The 17,435-nt window shown below is 45.2% G+C and carries 16 protein-coding genes; 6 read left to right on the top strand and 10 right to left on the bottom strand.

What is annotated here, in order from left to right; translation table 11 throughout:
- Nucleotides 1-4: 4 nt before the first annotated feature.
- The 5 genes from AB2J24_RS02285 to AB2J24_RS02265 form a co-directional block, all read right to left on the bottom strand.
- The gene (locus AB2J24_RS02285; protein WP_367384274.1) at nucleotides 5-793 is read right to left on the bottom strand and encodes an SDR family NAD(P)-dependent oxidoreductase; all 789 of its coding nucleotides are present in this window, start codon (nucleotides 791-793) and stop codon (nucleotides 5-7) included.
- Entirely contained in the window at nucleotides 794-1,777 is a 984-nt protein-coding gene (locus AB2J24_RS02280; RefSeq protein ID WP_367384273.1) for an ABC transporter permease, read from the bottom strand. It lies immediately after the preceding gene.
- Complete coding sequence (locus AB2J24_RS02275) at nucleotides 1,774-3,297, bottom strand: sugar ABC transporter ATP-binding protein (protein ID WP_367384272.1); 1,524 nt, start codon at nucleotides 3,295-3,297, stop codon at nucleotides 1,774-1,776. The genes AB2J24_RS02280 and AB2J24_RS02275 overlap by 4 nt, the downstream gene beginning before the upstream one ends.
- Nucleotides 3,298-3,389: 92 nt before the next feature.
- On the bottom strand, nucleotides 3,390-4,424 hold the full coding sequence (locus AB2J24_RS02270) for a sugar ABC transporter substrate-binding protein (RefSeq protein ID WP_367384271.1): 1,035 nt from the start codon (nucleotides 4,422-4,424) through the stop codon (nucleotides 3,390-3,392).
- A 20-nt stretch (nucleotides 4,425-4,444) separates the two neighbouring features.
- Entirely contained in the window at nucleotides 4,445-5,317 is an 873-nt protein-coding gene (locus AB2J24_RS02265) for an SMP-30/gluconolactonase/LRE family protein (protein WP_367384270.1), read from the bottom strand.
- A gap of 101 nt (nucleotides 5,318-5,418) precedes the next feature.
- Here AB2J24_RS02265 and AB2J24_RS02260 point away from each other — a divergent pair, with 101 nt between their 5' ends.
- The 6 genes from AB2J24_RS02260 to AB2J24_RS02235 all read left to right on the top strand — a co-directional run bounded on the left by AB2J24_RS02260 (nucleotide 5,419) and on the right by AB2J24_RS02235 (nucleotide 11,658).
- Nucleotides 5,419-6,090 carry a GntR family transcriptional regulator gene (locus AB2J24_RS02260; protein WP_367384269.1) on the top strand — a complete coding sequence of 224 codons (672 nt, stop codon included), beginning with the start codon at nucleotides 5,419-5,421 and terminating at the stop codon, nucleotides 6,088-6,090.
- A gap of 175 nt (nucleotides 6,091-6,265) precedes the next feature.
- Entirely contained in the window at nucleotides 6,266-7,843 is a 1,578-nt protein-coding gene (locus tag AB2J24_RS02255; protein ID WP_367384268.1) for a sugar ABC transporter ATP-binding protein, read from the top strand.
- 1 nt (nucleotide 7,844) lies between these two features.
- Nucleotides 7,845-8,852 carry an ABC transporter permease gene (locus AB2J24_RS02250; RefSeq protein WP_244627860.1) on the top strand — a complete coding sequence of 336 codons (1,008 nt, stop codon included), beginning with the start codon at nucleotides 7,845-7,847 and terminating at the stop codon, nucleotides 8,850-8,852.
- A gap of 52 nt (nucleotides 8,853-8,904) precedes the next feature.
- Nucleotides 8,905-9,903, top strand: a complete 999-nt coding sequence (locus AB2J24_RS02245) for a substrate-binding domain-containing protein (RefSeq protein WP_162652505.1) — start codon at nucleotides 8,905-8,907, stop codon at nucleotides 9,901-9,903.
- A 49-nt stretch (nucleotides 9,904-9,952) separates the two neighbouring features.
- Entirely contained in the window at nucleotides 9,953-10,861 is a 909-nt protein-coding gene (locus AB2J24_RS02240; protein WP_367384267.1) for a hypothetical protein, read from the top strand.
- Entirely contained in the window at nucleotides 10,849-11,658 is an 810-nt protein-coding gene (locus AB2J24_RS02235; RefSeq protein ID WP_367384266.1) for an NAD-dependent epimerase/dehydratase family protein, read from the top strand. Before AB2J24_RS02240 ends, AB2J24_RS02235 begins: the two co-directional genes overlap by 13 nt.
- 49 nt (nucleotides 11,659-11,707) lie before the next feature.
- Here the strand turns inward: AB2J24_RS02235 and AB2J24_RS02230 are convergent, their stop codons facing one another.
- The 5 genes from AB2J24_RS02230 to AB2J24_RS02210 form a co-directional block, all read right to left on the bottom strand.
- Complete coding sequence (locus tag AB2J24_RS02230) at nucleotides 11,708-12,769, bottom strand: ABC transporter ATP-binding protein (protein ID WP_420883612.1); 1,062 nt, start codon at nucleotides 12,767-12,769, stop codon at nucleotides 11,708-11,710.
- 57 nt (nucleotides 12,770-12,826) lie between these two features.
- On the bottom strand, nucleotides 12,827-13,702 hold the full coding sequence (locus AB2J24_RS02225; protein WP_420883611.1) for a carbohydrate ABC transporter permease: 876 nt from the start codon (nucleotides 13,700-13,702) through the stop codon (nucleotides 12,827-12,829).
- A gap of 5 nt (nucleotides 13,703-13,707) precedes the next feature.
- Nucleotides 13,708-14,580 (bottom strand): carbohydrate ABC transporter permease, encoded by an 873-nt coding sequence (locus tag AB2J24_RS02220; protein WP_162652510.1) that lies wholly within the window; start codon nucleotides 14,578-14,580, stop codon nucleotides 13,708-13,710.
- Between the two features lie 87 nt (nucleotides 14,581-14,667).
- Nucleotides 14,668-15,879: an ABC transporter substrate-binding protein gene (locus tag AB2J24_RS02215; protein ID WP_367384508.1), complete on the bottom strand. Its 1,212-nt coding sequence runs from the start codon at nucleotides 15,877-15,879 to the stop codon at nucleotides 14,668-14,670.
- 255 nt (nucleotides 15,880-16,134) lie between these two features.
- Nucleotides 16,135-17,130, bottom strand: a complete 996-nt coding sequence (locus tag AB2J24_RS02210) for a LacI family transcriptional regulator (protein WP_162652512.1) — start codon at nucleotides 17,128-17,130, stop codon at nucleotides 16,135-16,137.
- Between the last annotated feature and the right edge of the window lie 305 nt (nucleotides 17,131-17,435).

Below are 17,435 nucleotides of genomic sequence, written 5' to 3'. Positions count from 1 at the left end.
GAAATTATAAAATATTGCGGACGATACCGCCTTCAACGCGGTGGGCGCCGCCATTGACGGCTTTGTTCGCCGCCACAGTGACTATGGTTCGTGCAACTTCATCAGCTTGGACAAAACGCTGGATGAGTGATGTTGGTTCATCTGTTTTGAAGTAGTTTTGAATAATTTGATCCAATGGTTCGCCTTTTTGTTCGGCCAATCCATCAAAATAGGCTTTCACGCCTTCGGTCCAAGTGGGCCCAGGCAATACAGAGTTCACCCGCACTTCAGTGCCCTTGGTCAACTCTGCCATTCCTCGGGAAAGGCCCAACATGGCAGTTTTGGTAACAGAGTAATGGATCATTTGTGGCAATGGTTTCACGCCCGCTTCACTGGCAAGATTGACAATCGATCCAACGCCTCGTTTGAGCATTGCTGGCAAAAGCACACGGCTCATGCGAACTGCCGTCAGCACGTTGATGTCAAAATATTGCATCCAATCTTCATCAGTCAGGTCTTCAAAAGCTTTTACCGAAAAGACACCAACATTATTGACAAGAACATCAATGTCGCCCTGCTGTTGTGCAAAATCACATAAGGCAATTGCTTCATCGGCTTTTGTCAGATTTCCCGCCTTACCAACAACCGAACCCAGCGGTGAAAGGTCTTTTACACATGCATTGACTTCATCCGTTGTTAAACCATGGATGATGACGCGTGCACCTTCCTTCAAAAAAGTTTCTGCAGTTGCTTTGCCGATACCTGAACCAGAACCAGTGACAAGAACAAGTTTATCTTTCAATCCAAGATCCATTTAACCTTCTCCGCCTTTTGTTGATTTACCGAAAACCCGTTGCAGAACTTCGGTGGTTTCTGCGCGCCACATATCAATGCCAACTGCCATTAGAATGATCAGACCAAGAACAATATTTTGAACTGATGATGGTGCTGCATTTAGGTTTAATCCGTTTTGAACAATCACAATGGTCATGGCGCCCATCAAAGTGGCCAGAATGTTACCGCGCCCACCAGCAAGACTTGCCCCGCCAACAACCGCTGCCGCGATAGCCTGCAATTCCAATGTCTGACCGTAATTTGGGGAGCCTGAGTTTAACCGTGCCGACATGAGAACCGCACCGACGGCTGTCATTAATCCGGCAATTGCAAACGTCATTGCCTGCACCTTGCGTACATTAATGCCCGTCAACACAGCTGCTGACGGATTACCGCCAACTGCGTAAATTTCTCTGCCAAGCTTGGTGAAATTCATCATATATGCGGCAAGGCCATAGAACGCGACGAGATAGAAAAAGGGGAGCGGGATACCAGCAAGTTTGCCGTAAAATATAGGTTCTAGCCCGGGATCAAGTGAGAAGATTGGGGAGCCATTATTGAAAGTTAGCGCCAGCCCCCGAAATGCAATCAAGGCAGCCAAAGTAGTAATAAACGAGGGTATACGGCCATATGCCGTGATAAAGCCGAGTAGAAGCCCAAGCAGAGCACCCGCAAGAAGAATAAGCGGCACGGCAAGAGCCAGCGGAATGCCCATAAATTTGAGCATTTGAGCAAGGACCATTGTTAAAAGCGCAACCATCGAACCCGAACTTAAATCAATGCCGGCTGCAAAAATGACTATGCTTGCACCAATAGCGATTAATGCCACAATACTGACCTGCAAAAACAAATTGGATAGGTTTCCAGGATTGAGAAAACGATCTGTTGTCAGCGCTACGATCATTGCTACAATTATTAGCGCTGCAAATGGCCCTATCAGCTGCGTATCAAAAATCCGCTTCATGCGTTCACCTGTATTTTAGTTGATTTAGTTTGCTCTGTTGAAGCCCTAACAAGATCGTCGTGTGTCAGATTGGAAGCATCTTCAATCCGCTGGATCGCGCCGTGCTGCACAATTGCGACACGGTCACTCATGGCGAGCAATTCGTCGTGATCTGAACTTATGAGAATAATAGACTTGCCCAAACGAGTCAGAGTGTTGATCAACTTGTAGACAGCAATTTTTGCTCCGATATCAATACCTTGTGTCGGTTCATCCAGAATAAGCACCTTCGCATCGGAAAATAGCCAGCGTGCAATAACGATTTTTTGCTGATTTCCGCCCGACAGAAAGTTCACGGTTTTTTCTTCCGCCTGTGCCGAAATTTCCAACTCTTTGATGAGCCGTTTAGTGCCGCTTTCTTCCGCCGCAAGATCGAGAATCCCCATCTTGGAAATTTCCGATAGTGATGCAGCTGTTATGTTGCCGCTGGCTCGAAAATTGAAGAACAAGCCATCAAATTTTCGATTTTCCGGAACCAGAGCCAACCCTGCTTTGATAGCCTGCATTTCATTGGAAAAACGCCGTGGTTTTCCATCCAAAATAATCTTGCCACTTGTCAAAGCATCAACACCAAACAATGCGCGGGCAATTTCAGTTCGCCCACTACCAAGCACACCGCCCAGCCCAAGTACTTCACCCTTGTGCAGATCAAAACTTACATTGCGCACGCCATTTTTCGTGCAAAGCTTATCTGCTTGAAGTACGATTTCGGCCGAAGTGTTGTGTTCTTTTGGGTAGTGTTCTCCAATATCTTCACCAACCATTGCGCTGACGATCTGGCTAACGCTAATTTCTGTTTCACCACTTGCTCGAACAACCTGTCCATTTCGCAATATCGTAACTTCATCCACAATACGTTCAACCTCATCCAAGCGATGGGAAACATAAAGAATTGCGGTTCCGCGATCACGCATTCGGCGCAAGAGTTGGTGCAGGCGTTCAATTTCATCCTCACCCAACGCGGCGGTGGGTTCATCAAGGATAATCATCTGCGCATCCATGGCAATTGCCTTGGCGATTTCAACCAGCTGTTGTTCGCCAACTGACAGTTGACCCGTTATGGTTTCGGTAGAAATGTCAACTTCCATCTCGACAAGAACTTGCGCTGCATCAGCGTGAACTTTTTTCCAATCAATTGCACCAAATCTTGTTTTTGGCATATTGCCCAGAAAAATATTCTCACCAACTGAAAGAGTGGGAACAATTGAAAACTCCTGAAAAACAGTGGCAATCCCTTTAGCACGAGCCGCCAATGGATCGCCTATCTGTACTGATTGGCCACGATGCAAAATTTTCCCGCTATCGGGCTGCTGCACACCGGAAAGTGTTTTGATCATCGTGGATTTGCCGCAACCATTTTCGCCCAACAAACCATGAATCGAACCTTCAAGAAGTTTGATACAAACTTTGTCGTTGGCAAGGACACCGGGATAGCTCTTGCTGATGTTGACGAATTCCCAAAGGGGATGTGTGGCGGACATGATATTATCTCATTGCGCTTTAAGCTAAGTGTGAGTGGGAATGTCCTTCGGCGACATGGAGAGAGTATGTCGCCGAAAAACAGGGAGGAGACTTAGTAGTCTTTAGAAGGCTGCGGGAAGAGCTTTTCCGGCTCTTGAAGAACAGCTATCGCACCTGACTTATCTTCAATTGATGTCGGCGTTTCGATCCAACCACCTGGATATGTTCCTTTAAGAGCATCCAGTGTTGCGTGCATCGCGGCCTTACCCATCAAATATGGAGATGTGTTCACGGTAGCTGTGATATTACCTGCTGCAATTTCCTCCAGACCAGAAGTATCACCATCATTACCCAAGAGGACGACATCTGATTTACCTAAAGCTTTTGCGGCGAAAGAAGCACCAATAATCATATAATCATTGGCCGCGAAAATCATATCTAAATCAGGGTGTGATTGCAGAATATCCATTCCAGCGACATTGCCGCCTTCTACATTCCATTTGCCATCGATGGAAACCACAACATCAAAGTTTTCATTGCCTTTGATACCATCAAGGAAACCGCCTACGCGCTCAGTTGAGTGATAACCCGGCTGACCTTCGATGACACCAACTTTGAGCGGTTTGTCGCCATAGTTCTCGATTGCCCAATCAGCAATTGCATGGGTTCCGTTGCGCTGAGAATATCCGACGACACCATGAATTGGCGTTGGGAAATTTGGAATATCCGAGTTGATCATTACAACAGCCACGCCCTGATCAACCGCTTGTTTTAACAAAGGCGCTGCAGCAAACTCATCGTGCGTTCCGAATATAATTGCATCTACATCCTGAGTTAGAACATCTTGGATCATACCCATTTGGCCGTTGATATCTGCGCCGCTCTGCGGTGCCAGCATAAATACTTCAACACCAGCATCTGCACCGACGGATTTAATACCTTCACCAATTGCAATATAATAATTAAATTCGGTCGCCGGCGGCATATATGCAATCCGGAACTTTTCATTCTTCGGTTTTATCTCACTAATTGGTGCTTGAGCACCTTCTTTTAGCGGAACTGGCGTGGGGTAATTCTCGGCCATTACAGTTTGAGTTGCTAAAGCTAAGCCCGCGAAAACTACGGTGCTTTTTAGAAATTTGATCATGTTTTCCTCCCTGATCATGTCTAGGCACAGAACGGAGTATCAATTACTCCGCACACACCTGGTTTAACGGCAAATAAGCCGCCTGAATGTGGTTCATTTCTGAGTGTTTCTTCGTCACTCATTAGTCGTGACGTTGTGATGTAAAGAGTATCCATATCTGGCCCACCAAATGCACAACATGTGGGCTTCCAAACAGGTACGTGAATGATCTGATCTATACTGCCATTGGGGGCGATGCGCACAACACGGCGTCCTTCCCATTCAGCATTCCAAACGCCGCCTTCCGCGTCCACGCACGAGCCATCCGGTAAACCCGGCTCGTCTGAAAACGAGGCATGAACACGTCGATTTGAGACCGCTCCTGTTTGGGTGTCATAATCAAAAGCCACGATTTCGCGATCTGGCGTATCTGCAAAAAACATTGTTTTGCCATCAGCTGAGAAACAGGTTGAGTTGGCGCAGGAAACTTTTGAAAGCAACGTTTTAACAGCTAGGCTCTTGTCGATTTGAATGACAGATGAAGTCGCCTCGCCCGACTTTTCGTTCATACCGCCAACGACAAACCGCCCTTGCCTGTCTGTTCGCCCATCATTTGTGCGCGTTTCAGAGTTCCCTGGCTCAAAATCGCAAATTTTTTCTTCAACACCCGTCAACAAATCATAAAATGATATTCGGTTGGCAAAAGCGACAATTAACCCGCCTGTCCGACGTGGTGCAAAACAGCAAACCCTATCAGTCATAGAATATGATTTGCTTTCATTCGTGCTCGGATTGAATGACCAGATCTGGCGTCCTTCTATATCTGTCCACCAGATCAATCCTTGAAGAGCATCCCAAAAGATACCTTCCCCGTGGATATTTTGACAATCAACTATGAGTTCAGCCTGCAGCAACTTTCTATTCCTCCAAAATACAACTGGCGTCTGATATACCAGGTTGCATTGTCTGGTATATCAGATATTATCAAACATGCAACACAAAAATTGGAGCGACTATGATGCTAACAAGACCAAAATCCCTTCGCGAACTCGCTTTAGAGCATCTCAGAAACCGGATTATTGATGGAACACTAAAGATGGGACAAATTCTTTCAGAGCGTAGTATATCCGAGGAACTCGGTGTTTCTAAGTCGCCGGTTCGAGAAGCATTGGCGCAACTTCGAGATGAAGGATTGGTCAGCATTGAACCCCAAAAGGGAGCGCGCGTTTTCACACTCTCGAAGAGTGAAGTTGCGCAGATTTGTGATTTCCGACAGGCGATTGAGACTGCTGCATTTGAAATTGCTCTGGCGCGAAATCCAAAAGCACTGGCAAAAGACATGGCAAGAGTCGTTAAGGACATGGCTGCGGCGCGTAAAGCAGATAATGAAACTAAGTATCTTGCGCTCGATACCACATTTCACCAATTAATTTTTCAACATTGCGGCAATGATTATCTTTCCGCCAGCTACTCTAGATATGTCGGCAAAATCGCGGCACTCAGAACGCATCTGGCAAACTTGCCGCAACACACTGCGCTTTCATTCGATGAACATGTGCAATTGGCTGATGCAGTTCGAGATGGTGATATGACAGTTGTACGCGATTTGCTTGCAGAACATATTGATCGCACGCGACAAGCATATTCCATAGCGGAAGATGCCAAAGATGCAGAACATTCTAAATAACAGCATTGAAAGCGTAATGCACTGGTTAAAATATAAACCGCTATCGTAGTCTATATTCTTTGAAAGGTCTCTACAGCTCAATAATAACAATACCTTAGAACATGAATATAGTTTCGAACTTTGATATTGACATCTGACATATCAGATGTCACATTGAGATTGGGAGGACTATAATTTGCTACAAGATGGAAATATAGCAACGGCTGAAACAAACGACGCGCCGCTGTTTGAACTGAGAAACATTCAAAAAAAGTTTGGCTCGGTTGCCGTCCTTCACGATTTAAATTTCCAATTGAACGCTGGAGAAATTCACGCATTTGTCGGAGAAAACGGTGCAGGGAAATCGACTTGTTTGGGTTTGTTATACGGACTGTACCAACCGTCCGCAGGTGGTGTTTATCGCGATGGTCAACCCGTTCGCATTGAAAGCCCCTCTCATGCACAAACACTTGGCATAGGATGTGTTTTCCAGGAGTTGAGCCTTGCCGGATCACTATCAGTGGCCGAAAACATATTTGCTGGTCGAGCTCCCACTCGGTTTGGAATTGTCGATTGGTCTGAACTTAGACGTAAGGCAGAAGCTGTTTTGGCAGAATTTGATCTTGATCTTGATGTATCAGCACCAGTTGACAGCTTGCCGATCAGCACACGGCAAATTGTTGAGATTGCGAAGGCGCTCTCGCTGAACTCAAAGATATTATTACTAGATGAACCAACATCTGCGCTCACGCCAGATGAAGTCAATGCATTGTTTGTCGTGTTGCGCAAGCTAACAGCGCGTGGCATCGGTATCGTTTATGTCAGCCATCATATGTCTGAAATTTTTGAGATCTCGGACAGAATTTCTGTTCTACGCGATGGACGAAAGATCAGCACCTGCAAGACCTGTGACACGACTCAGGCGCAGGTTGTCGGTGAAATGATCGGTAACGCGCATCCGGGTGATGTTGAACGCGCATCCAACGAATTGGGAGAAGTTGTACTAGATGTGCAGAACTTATCGCACCCAAGTTTGTTCAGCGATATCTCTTTCTCCATAAAGAAGGGTGAAATTTTAGGACTTGCTGGCTTGCTTGGGTCGCGGCGAAGCGAAATCGTACGCGCAATTGCAGGACTATTACAGGGCTATTCCGGAGACATCTTTCTAAACGGCAACCGCTCGTCTTTTTCCTCCCTTCGCCAGGCTATGAAAGCTGGCGTTGGCTTTGTTCCAGAGGAACGAAAAACCGAAGGTCTGTTTTTGAATAACACTCTCGGCGAGAACCTTGTCGCCTCCAGCCTTAAACAACATACAAAACTCGGTATATTGCAACCTCACTCCATTAACGAGGCGGCATATAAGGCAATAGATGCCTTTGGCGTCAAAACGCGCGGACCAAGCGAAAAAATTGGTTCTCTCTCTGGCGGGAATCAGCAAAAAATCATGCTTGCAAAATGGCTGGAACGATCACCGGATTTATTGATCATTGAAGAACCCACAAAGGGTGTGGACGTTGGTGCCAAATTTCAGATTCACACTGAATTGCAAAGGCGTGCAGCCGAAGGCATGGCAGTTCTGGTCGTGTCATCTGATTTCCCTGAACTGGTTTCGCTCGCTAACCGAATTCTTGTAATCCATGATGGTCGCATTACCGGATCGACAGATGCCAAAGACGCAAGTGAAGACACTTTGCTGCAAATGGCCGCCGGTTTACCCACCACTCATTCAACAAATAATAATCTGGCAACAAATAATAATCAGGTAGGATTCTGACGTGACAACAACGCTAGCCGCCACCCAACAATCGCAACAAAAACCAATGCCAAAATCACTGGTAAAACGTGTGCTCGGTGCATTTGTAGATATCAGAGAATTGACATTAGTTGTGTTAATTCTCGCGATCATCATCACGATGTCAACACTGAACCCCTACTTCCTTTCAATTTCCAATTTCCGCGCCATATCGGTGGGCATGGCTCCAACTGCGGTCATTGTCATTGGCATGGCCATCCTGCTGGCTTCTGGCGGGTTTGACCTTTCTGTAGGTTCGGTTATGGCCTTGTCATCTACCGTCGTCGCAATGCTGTTGCTTGCAGGCGTACCAATCCCTGTTGCCGTCATCGCAGGAATAGTGCTTGGTGGCGTTGCTGGATTAGTAAATGGTGTGCTTGTCACCGGGTTGGGAATAAATCCGCTGATTGCAACTCTGGGCACGATGTCGATAACTCGCGGCATTGCACTTGTACTGACGGAAGGTTTCTCATTATCCAGTCTACCCCCAGAATTTGCATGGATTGGAAAAGCAACGTTTAGCGGCTTTCCAGTGCTCGTTTTACTTACTCTTGTGTTGGTTCTCGTCTTTGATCTTGCGGTCCGGCACACACGATTTTTCCGGCAGGTTTATTTCATTGGCGCAAATGAAAAAGCAGCAATGCTGTCGGGTATTCATGTCTCGCGCGTCAGAATTATATCCTATGTTCTAACTGGCATGCTCGCTGCATTCGCAGGTGTGCTTCTGGCCTCAAGACTCATGAGTGGCACACCAACCGCAGGTAATGGTATCGAGCTGCAAGTGCTTGCCGCAGCTGTTATTGGGGGCGCGTCGCTACGTGGTGGTGAAGGAACAATTCTCGGGGCGTTTCTTGGTGTCGTATTCGTCGCATTAATCAACAATTCGATGACCATGCTTGCTGTGTCTATTTACTGGCAAATGATCGTCATCGGCGCTGTTCTGGTGAGCGCAGTCGCTTTGGACATGCTGATACGCGGTAAACGCGACTGACCAGATTACCTATTTTCAAATCACTTAAATTAACATCAAAAGGGAGAATATTATGAGTGAGACGGATGTAAACAGACGAAAACTGCTGGCAACGGGCGCCGTTGCCGGACTGGCATCAGCTTTTGGATTGCCAAGCCTATCAAGCGAAGCAGTCGCGCAGGCTGCAGGTAAAGAATATGTATTCCTATCTATTGTAACACAGGTACCTTTCTGGGTTGATTATCGCAATGCCATGAAAGACTTGGAAGAATTGATGGGCATTAAAGCCACATTCACTGGTCCACTTGACTTTGATACAGCTGCGCAGGCTCGCCAGTTGGACGAGCTGATTGCGCGACGCCCTGCCGGAATTTTGATCTTCCCGGGAGATCCTGCAACTTTAGCACCAGGTGTTGAACGTGCTGTCGAAGCTGGTATTCCCATCACATGCTGCATTGGCGATATCCCGGGCAGCCCTCGATCCACGTTCCTTGGAATCAATGGCGTGCAAGCTGGTCGTGTCGGTGGCGAAATGCTGGCAGAAGCTATTGGCGGCAAGGGTAAGGTTATTTTGGGTACATTCCCTGCTCCATCTACACTTGAGCGCGTTGAAGGGTACAAGCAAATATTTGCAGAAAAATATCCTGATATTGAAGTCGTCGATGTCGTCAATGATAAAGCGGATCCTTCCTATGCACCCACAGCCTATCTTCAAGCCATACAGGCAAACCCTGACATTGTTGGCATTGGTGGTACAGATGGTGATAGCGGCAAAGGCGCTGCGATTGCAGTGACAGAAGCTGGTCGTGTGGGCGATATTAAAATTGTTGCGATGGATCGTAATGATGACATGCTTCCGTATATTGAGGATGGAACAATCACCGGAGCAGTCGCACAGAAATCATATCTGGAGATCTTCCTTGCCTTCCATATGATGCATTGGCAAAACACGGATGGATTAAAAGTTCTACCGGACTGGCGTGCTGCTGGCATCAACCCATTGCCAGAACGTGTTGAAACTGGTGTTATGCCAATTACAGCTGACAACGTTGGGCAATTTAAACACGTATAAATCCTCTGGCACCGCTTTTGCGGTGCCAGCTTTCCGATAGGAATGTCTTGTGCAAGATATTTGGCAAATTTCATCACTCTCTCAAGATGACTTAATCTTGCATATCCTACCCGGCATAGGTGGTCGACTTTGGGATATCACCTACAAACAACAATCACTTTTGTTTCAGAACAACGATTTGGTTGGACACCAACCTGATCTTTCTTCCTTGGAAAATCTGCCAACAAGATCTCCGCAATTTGCATTTCCACTTTGGGGCGGCGAGAAGACCTGGATAGCACCCGATAGTCTATGGCCTGATGGCGGCCCGTACCCTGTTTTAGATTCTGGTTCATATGAGATAGTGTTTCAAGATGAACAACAAATCACAATACAAAGCCAAATTTGCAATATATCTCAATTACAGATCGAACGCTCAATCAAATTAGGCGACGATGCGCGCATAACGATCTCCCACAAAGTCACCAATCATGGTTTAGAGGATCGCATGGCGGGTATCTGGTCTGTTCTTATGCTCGATCATCCAACACAGATAGGTGTTGTATCCGGCCCTCAAACAGTTACACCCATTTTTGGCAAGCCCGATGGCCACTATCGAGTTGCTGATAGCAAGCTGATTTGCGTTTGTGAAACGTTGGCCGAATTTAAAATTGGCGCTGACAATCCAAACGGACGGGTAGTTTTGAAGTTGGGTGAAAAAAACAATCCAATTTGGATGGCCTGCCTTACAAAACCACCCTCCCCGCACGCTACATTTGCGCATGATCACTCGCTCGAGATTTTTAACTCTGGTGACTATCAATATTGTGAAGCGGAATGGCATGCGCCTGCAAAGATGCTAAAGCCAAACGAGAGTACGATGTTTGAACAAACTTTTATCCCTTGGTCAGGCGAACAAATACCGGATAAATTAAAACTTACCCCTCAAGAAATGGAACTCATGTCATGCATGTCCTAATTACTGGTGCTGGCGGTCATCTCGGTCGCAAACTATTTGATCATCTGGATGCTCAAGATGGTTTTGATGTAAGCGGGCTGGATATTAAATCTGTCGACCACCCTCGAATCCATACCGCAGACCTGAGCAACGACACGAGCTGGAGCCGGCATTTTGAAGGGGTTGATGTCATTGTGCATCTTGCCGGTGATCGAGAGCCCACCGCAAGCTGGCAATCGGCAGTACAAAACAACATGGACGCCACGCTCACACTTTATCATGAAGCCGTGGAGAAAAAAGTTTCACGCGTCGTTTTTGCAAGTTCAAACTGGGTTCATGGTGATAAACGTTTTACCCGCCAGAAGCTTAACAGCACGACACCACCAGGCCCTGTAAACGCCTATGGCATGTCCAAACTCTTTTGTGAGAGAACAGGCGCTTATTTTGCTGAGCACCATGATTTATCCGTGATCTGTTTACGGATCGGTTGGACGCAATGGACACACAATAACCAACCCGGACCTCATATGGCGATGGGGCGTTGGGGACAGGAAATGTGGCTCAGCGATCAAGATTTTCTAAACGGCATGCAATCTGCCATCACAGCAAAAGATGTTGATTTCGCCGCTCTTAACCTGATGTCAAACAATGCCGGAATGCGCTGGGATATCAATGAGACCACAAACACAATCGGATATACGCCCGTAGACGGCGCCCCCGCAAAAATCACACCAGTCATCCAATTAAAATCATTCATGAAAAAGCTTTTTTCAAACTCTTTCCCAAAATTTTCCGATCGGCATTTTCCTGACTGGTGAAATGGCCATAACCGGACCAATTCCACAGATCAGAATCCAAGAAGTTTTCTTAACGAATGCGTTCCGTCGTCTCCGGATCAAAGAAAACTGCCTTTGACATGTTAAATGCAAGGTTGGTTTTTGCACCTGCCTTAATCTTAGCATCTGCCCGCAAACGGGCAATGGCTTCTCCGCCACCCAGGTTAACCACAGCAAACGTATCCGAACCTGCAGGTTCAACAACATCGATCATGCATTCGTGCTGACTTATCTGAGAAGATGTTCGGTCTGCGGCCTCTGGATCTGTTAGAGCTTCCGGGCGGATACCAAATAAAACCGTTTTATCTACATAATTTTTTATGTCGGTTATGTTATCAATAGGAAGTTCAATTTTTTTCTCATCAAATGATTGAATTTCAACAGCAAAACGGCCTCCACTCTTCACGACTTTGGCATCAATCAGGTTCATTGATGGTGAGCCCATAAATGTTGCAACAAACACATTGTTCGGATCATTATAAACTTCATCGGGAGTGCCAAATTGCTGCAAATATCCGTCTTGTAGAACGGCGATTTTTGTAGCCAGAGTCAATGCTTCTATCTGATCGTGCGTAACATAAACAATTGTTGTGCCCATGCGCGCATGAAGCCGCTTGATCTCTGTGCGCATATCAACTCGTAATTTTGCATCCAGATTTGATAATGGCTCATCAAACAGGAATACCTGCGGATCACGCACCAGGGCACGCCCCATAGCAACACGTTGACGTTGGCCGCCTGACAGTTGGCTTGGCTTACGATCCAGCAACTCTTTGATTTGCAGCATAGACGAAACATCTTCAATGGCTTTTGTCTGACTGGCTTTGTCCAGCCCGCGAATTTCCATTCCGAAGCTAATATTCTCTGCAACAGTCATATTTGGATATAGCGCATAGGATTGAAAAACCATCGCAATATCACGCTTGGATGGATGCAATGACCCGACTGAGCGTTCACCGATTTGAATATCACCAGATGTAATCTCTTCAAGACCAGCGATTGTGTTCAAAAGTGTAGATTTTCCGCAACCGGATGGCCCAACAAGAACGAGGAAGCCACCATCTTCAATTTCGAGATCAATGCCTTTAAGCACATCGACCTTGCCATAGGATTTACTTAGGTTTTTAATTTTAAGAGATGCCAATTTTATCTATCCTTTAACTGCGCCGGCCATAAGGCCCCGCACGAAATATTTACCTGCAACGATATACACCAAAAGCGTTGGCAAGGCGGCCAATATGGCACCTGCAAAATGCACGTTATATTCTTTTACACCGTGTGATGAGTTCACCAAATTGTTCAATGCAACAGTCATTGGTGTCGAACCGAAACCGGAAAAAGATGCGCCAAACAGAAAGTCATTCCACTGATTTGTAAATTGCCAAATGACCGTCACAACAATGATTGGCCCCGAACTTGGCAATAAAATACGTCGGAATATTTGGAAAAATGTAGCCCCATCAATTTGGGCCGCTTTGATTAACTCTGTTGGGAATGCAGCATAATAGTTTCGAAAGAACAATGTCGAAAAGCCAATACCATATACAAGATGAATAAGAATAAGGCCAAAAATAGAGCCTGATAATCCTAAGACACCAAGCACCTTCGCCGCAGGGATCAGTACAATTTGAAATGGAATGAAACAAGATAACAGCATCAGACCAAATACGATTCCATCACCCTTAAATTTCCATTTGGTCAGAACATACCCATTCAGCGCGCCTAGCACAGTGGAAAGGAAAACAGCAGGCACAACAATTAGAATTGAATTTATAAAATACGGCTTTAACCCCGTCGATTCGACACCGATCTGTGCGGAAGACCATGCCGATAACCAGGGTTCAATCGTCCATAACTTTGGCAAAGCCATTAGATCGCCACCTCTTATCTCATCAAGAGGTTTAAGAGAGTTCACGACCATGACATAGAGCGGCAAGAGATAGTAAACCAGAAAAATCAGTAGAACCGAGTAAATCAATGCACGGGTAAGCTTATTACCACTAACGGCATTATCTTGAGAAATCATGCCGCTCATCTTTGATCTCCGCTTTTAAGTTCGCTATACAAATAAGGAATTATGATGGAAAAAATCATTATCATCATGATGATTGCAGATGATGCTCCAATCCCCATTTGATTTCGCGTAAACGTGTAGGAATACATAAATGTTGCTGGAACCTCGGTCGCTCGACCAGGACCACCACCAGTCAGCGCAATGACCAAATCGTAGGCCTTAATTGCCAGATGCGCCAACACGACAAATGCAGATAAAAAGACCGGTCGCATCATGGGTATGATAATTCTTCTATAAATTTGAAAAGAAGAAGCGCCATCAATTTGGGCCGCTTTAATAATTTCATTATCAACACCGCGCAGGCCAGCAAGAAACATCGCCATGACAAATCCGGAAGATTGCCAAACCGCGGCGATAACCACCGTGTAGATGGCGTAATTTCGATCCTTGATCCAAGCAAAATGGAAGCTATCCCAACCTAGATTATGAAATGTGTTTTCAATACCAATACCCGGATCCAAAAACCATTTCCAAGCTGTACCGGTTACAATAAATGACAATGCCATAGGATAGAGATAGATTGGGCGTATGATGCCCTCAGCACGAATTTTTTGATCAAGTAAGATTGCAAGAAACAGCCCAAGTACAGAGCATATCCCGATGTAAAGGATACCAAAAATGGCGAGATTCACCAATGCGGTATTCCAATGTCGCAGGGCAAATAGCTTACTGTAATTTTCAAACCCCACCCAGCCATAAGATGGCAGCATGCGCGAATCTGTGAAGGATAAGTAGCCTGTATAAAGTATAAATCCATACACAAAGAGCAGAACCAAAAAGAAGCTTGGTGCAAGCACTAGGCGTGGTAACCACTGCTGAATGCGATCCATTAAAATTTTCCTGATCAACTATTTCTTTTAAAAATGAGATCGGCAGAAAATACATCTGCCGATCTTTAACAAGTTAGTTAACAGGCACTATTTTGCGGCGTCAACCGCTGCTGCAAGTTCTTTAGCTGCTGTTGCGCTGTCGTATTCGCCATTAAAGTGGGCTGTCACAACATCATAGATAGCGTTCTTAATAGACGCTGGATTTGCATGTCCATGTGCCATTGAACCATAAAGTCCGCCAGAGCTGTTAGCTTCGGCAAAATCTGCCATTCCTTTTTTACCGCAATCGTCAAAATCTGTATTCGGCACATCAGTACGTGCAGGCACAGAACCTTTTACAACGTTAAATGCAGATTGGAATGTTGGATTCATCACAGATGCCGCCATTGCCACTTGAGCATCTGATGCATCGCCTTGATCAAACATAACGAATTGATCAGAGTTAAATGTGACTTTACCTTGCGTACCTGGGAAACGAATACAAACGAAGTCTTCGCCTGGTTTTTGATCAGCTTTGAGGAATTCACCTTTAGCCCAGTCACCCATCATTTGCATGCCGGCTTTACCCTCGATAACCATTGCAGAAGCTAGGTTCCAGTCACGGCCAGAAAAATTGTCATCCACATAAGAGCGAAGTTTAGTCATACGCTCAAATGCTTTGACCATATCAGCGCCACCTAGAGCAGCTTCATCAAGATCAATAAATGCAGATTTATACAAATCAGAACTTACGCCCAGAACAACAGCATCGAAAATCGTTGCATCTTGCCAGGCTTGACCACCATGAGCCAATGGAGTGATTCCATTTGCTTTCATTGCATCAAGGACAGCAACCAATTCATCCCAGTTTTGTGGGGCCTTGCCACCAGCAGCATCAAGAGCAGATTTGTTAATCCATACCCAGTTTGTTGAATGCACATTCACAGGTGCAGCAATCCAATTGCCGTCATGCTTTGAAAATTCCTGCAGAGCAGCAGGCACAACATCGGCCCAACCTTCTTTTTCAGCAACAGCGTTTAGGTTGCCCAACTTACCAGTTGATTCTGCCCAGTCTTTAATATCAAAGCCAAGCATTTGCGCAGCTGTAGGTGCGTTGCCACCTGTTACACGGGCACGCAACACTGTCATGGCGTCAGAACCGCCACCACCAGCGACTGGCATATCTTTCCAGCCAACTCCCTTAGTCGAAAGGTCATCTTTCAAAACGCCAATCGCGGCAGCTTCACCGCCAGATGTCCACCAATGTAAAACTTCTACATCATTCGCCGAAGCAACATTAACCGATGAAACAAGCAGCATTGCAGCCGTCGCATTCAGTGCAAATTTATTAAATGTCATTATTTTCCTCCAAAACATCAAGAGACATTAATGTCCCTTTCGATTTATAACGTTATAAATAGTATTTATGTCAATACTCTTTGAATATATTTATTTTGTAGAGCATTGTTTATTAGCTTACGGCATCTATTTTTTGAATTAAACAGCCGAATGGAAATTAGCTAAATATTTTGTCACTCACATCAGTGACTTGCAGTTAGTGCGGTTTAAAATTTTTCAGTCCCAATCCACGTCTGGTACTTGTATAAATTGCTTCTCGTAACCTATATCCAATTGCATTTGATCGAGAAGTATAGAAGCCATTTTTTTTCCAGCCAAATGAATATCTTCGTGAATTTTATCTACATCTGGATCTATATGCTGCAAAATTGATGTACTGGTTTTAACAACCGCCTGATAATCACGGCCTTGCTTTCTATCAAGTGAGCGCATGGCATCAATAAGAGAAAAATAACAAGACTCACCTGGACAGATAAATCCATCGGCGGCATCTTCACTACCTTGATTTTTTACCACCCAGTTCCTGATATCTTGCGTTGAATCATCGAGCGTAATATCGTCAGGCACTATAAATCGTGTACCGCTCTCTTTGGCAGCTAACGCTAACCCATATGTCAGGTGTTGATGAAATGTAAAACGCCTATCTGGCGCGAAGAGGCATATTTTTTTCACGCCTTTACTGGCAAGTCTGCGTGCAGCCTCATAACAAAATACCTGATTATCGAAGTCAACAACTGGATGAGGTAAACTAAATTCTGTTCTACCGTGGCATACAAAGGGAAATTTGTGTTCAAGTAAGTAGCGTACTCGATCATCAAAGGGTTTTGTACGTGAAAAGATAATGCCATCAGCCTGATTATTATGCACAATATGCTCAATTAGACTGTCTTTAGACTTGCCGGAAAAATGAGGCGTAATCGTAAGATTATACCCAGACCCATCAAGGCCTTGTGTTAAACCTGAAACCAGTGAATTACCAAACCCAAGAATTTCATTATGAGGATCAAGAATAAGGCTGACTACTTTAGTTTTACCTGTTTTAAGTCTTTGCGCAGCTCGATCTGGCACATAACCCAATTGTTCCGCAAGCGCCTTAATACGTTTACGTGTTGTGATCGCAATTTTAGGATCATCCTTCAACGCACGAGAAACCGTACCAAGTGACGTTCCAGCCTCTAAAGAAATTGACTTCAAAGTCGCCTTTTTGCTCATATAACCTGACCTCTTTCAAATTCAACATCTGGCAGAACTTGGTTAAATTGACGGTATCCTTATAAGTATCTCCATAAGAAATATGCCAATGGAAAACTACCCGCATTGAATAATCAGATATTACTCTACATGAATGCTACTCTTAATTACAACGTTATAAATAACATAATTCTTCATTTTAGCTAGATTAAATCGGAACATTCACTACATCACCGTCAACAAGGACATTGCACTACAACGAATATTCCGCACCATTAATAGAAATTCCCCTCACCCGAACTTCGGTATCCTCCGCCCTCCCACAG

It is taken from the genome of Lentilitoribacter sp. EG35 (genome assembly GCF_040784015.1).
Classification (GTDB): domain Bacteria; phylum Pseudomonadota; class Alphaproteobacteria; order Rhizobiales; family Rhizobiaceae; genus Lentilitoribacter.
The sequence above is the reverse complement of the archived record's forward strand: the minus strand, read 5'-3'. Positions and strand labels throughout refer to the sequence as shown.

What these genes read in the sequence shown, in the direction of transcription:
- AB2J24_RS02220 (WP_162652510.1), bottom strand. Translation starts at nt 14,580, where the DNA reads ATGGATCGCATTCAGCAGTGGTTACCACGCCTAGTGCTTGCACCAAGC.
- AB2J24_RS02235 (WP_367384266.1), top strand. Translation starts at nt 10,849, where the DNA reads ATGCATGTCCTAATTACTGGTGCTGGCGGTCATCTCGGTCGCAAACTA.
- AB2J24_RS02285 (WP_367384274.1), bottom strand. Translation starts at nt 793, where the DNA reads ATGGATCTTGGATTGAAAGATAAACTTGTTCTTGTCACTGGTTCTGGT.
- AB2J24_RS02270 (WP_367384271.1), bottom strand. Translation starts at nt 4,424, where the DNA reads ATGATCAAATTTCTAAAAAGCACCGTAGTTTTCGCGGGCTTAGCTTTA.
- AB2J24_RS02225 (WP_420883611.1), bottom strand. Translation starts at nt 13,702, where the DNA reads ATGATTTCTCAAGATAATGCCGTTAGTGGTAATAAGCTTACCCGTGCA.
- AB2J24_RS02280 (WP_367384273.1), bottom strand. Translation starts at nt 1,777, where the DNA reads ATGAAGCGGATTTTTGATACGCAGCTGATAGGGCCATTTGCAGCGCTA.
- AB2J24_RS02215 (WP_367384508.1), bottom strand. Translation starts at nt 15,879, where the DNA reads ATGCTGCTTGTTTCATCGGTTAATGTTGCTTCGGCGAATGATGTAGAA.
- AB2J24_RS02210 (WP_162652512.1), bottom strand. Translation starts at nt 17,130, where the DNA reads ATGAGCAAAAAGGCGACTTTGAAGTCAATTTCTTTAGAGGCTGGAACG.
- AB2J24_RS02260 (WP_367384269.1), top strand. Translation starts at nt 5,419, where the DNA reads ATGATGCTAACAAGACCAAAATCCCTTCGCGAACTCGCTTTAGAGCAT.
- AB2J24_RS02275 (WP_367384272.1), bottom strand. Translation starts at nt 3,297, where the DNA reads ATGTCCGCCACACATCCCCTTTGGGAATTCGTCAACATCAGCAAGAGC.
- AB2J24_RS02245 (WP_162652505.1), top strand. Translation starts at nt 8,905, where the DNA reads ATGAGTGAGACGGATGTAAACAGACGAAAACTGCTGGCAACGGGCGCC.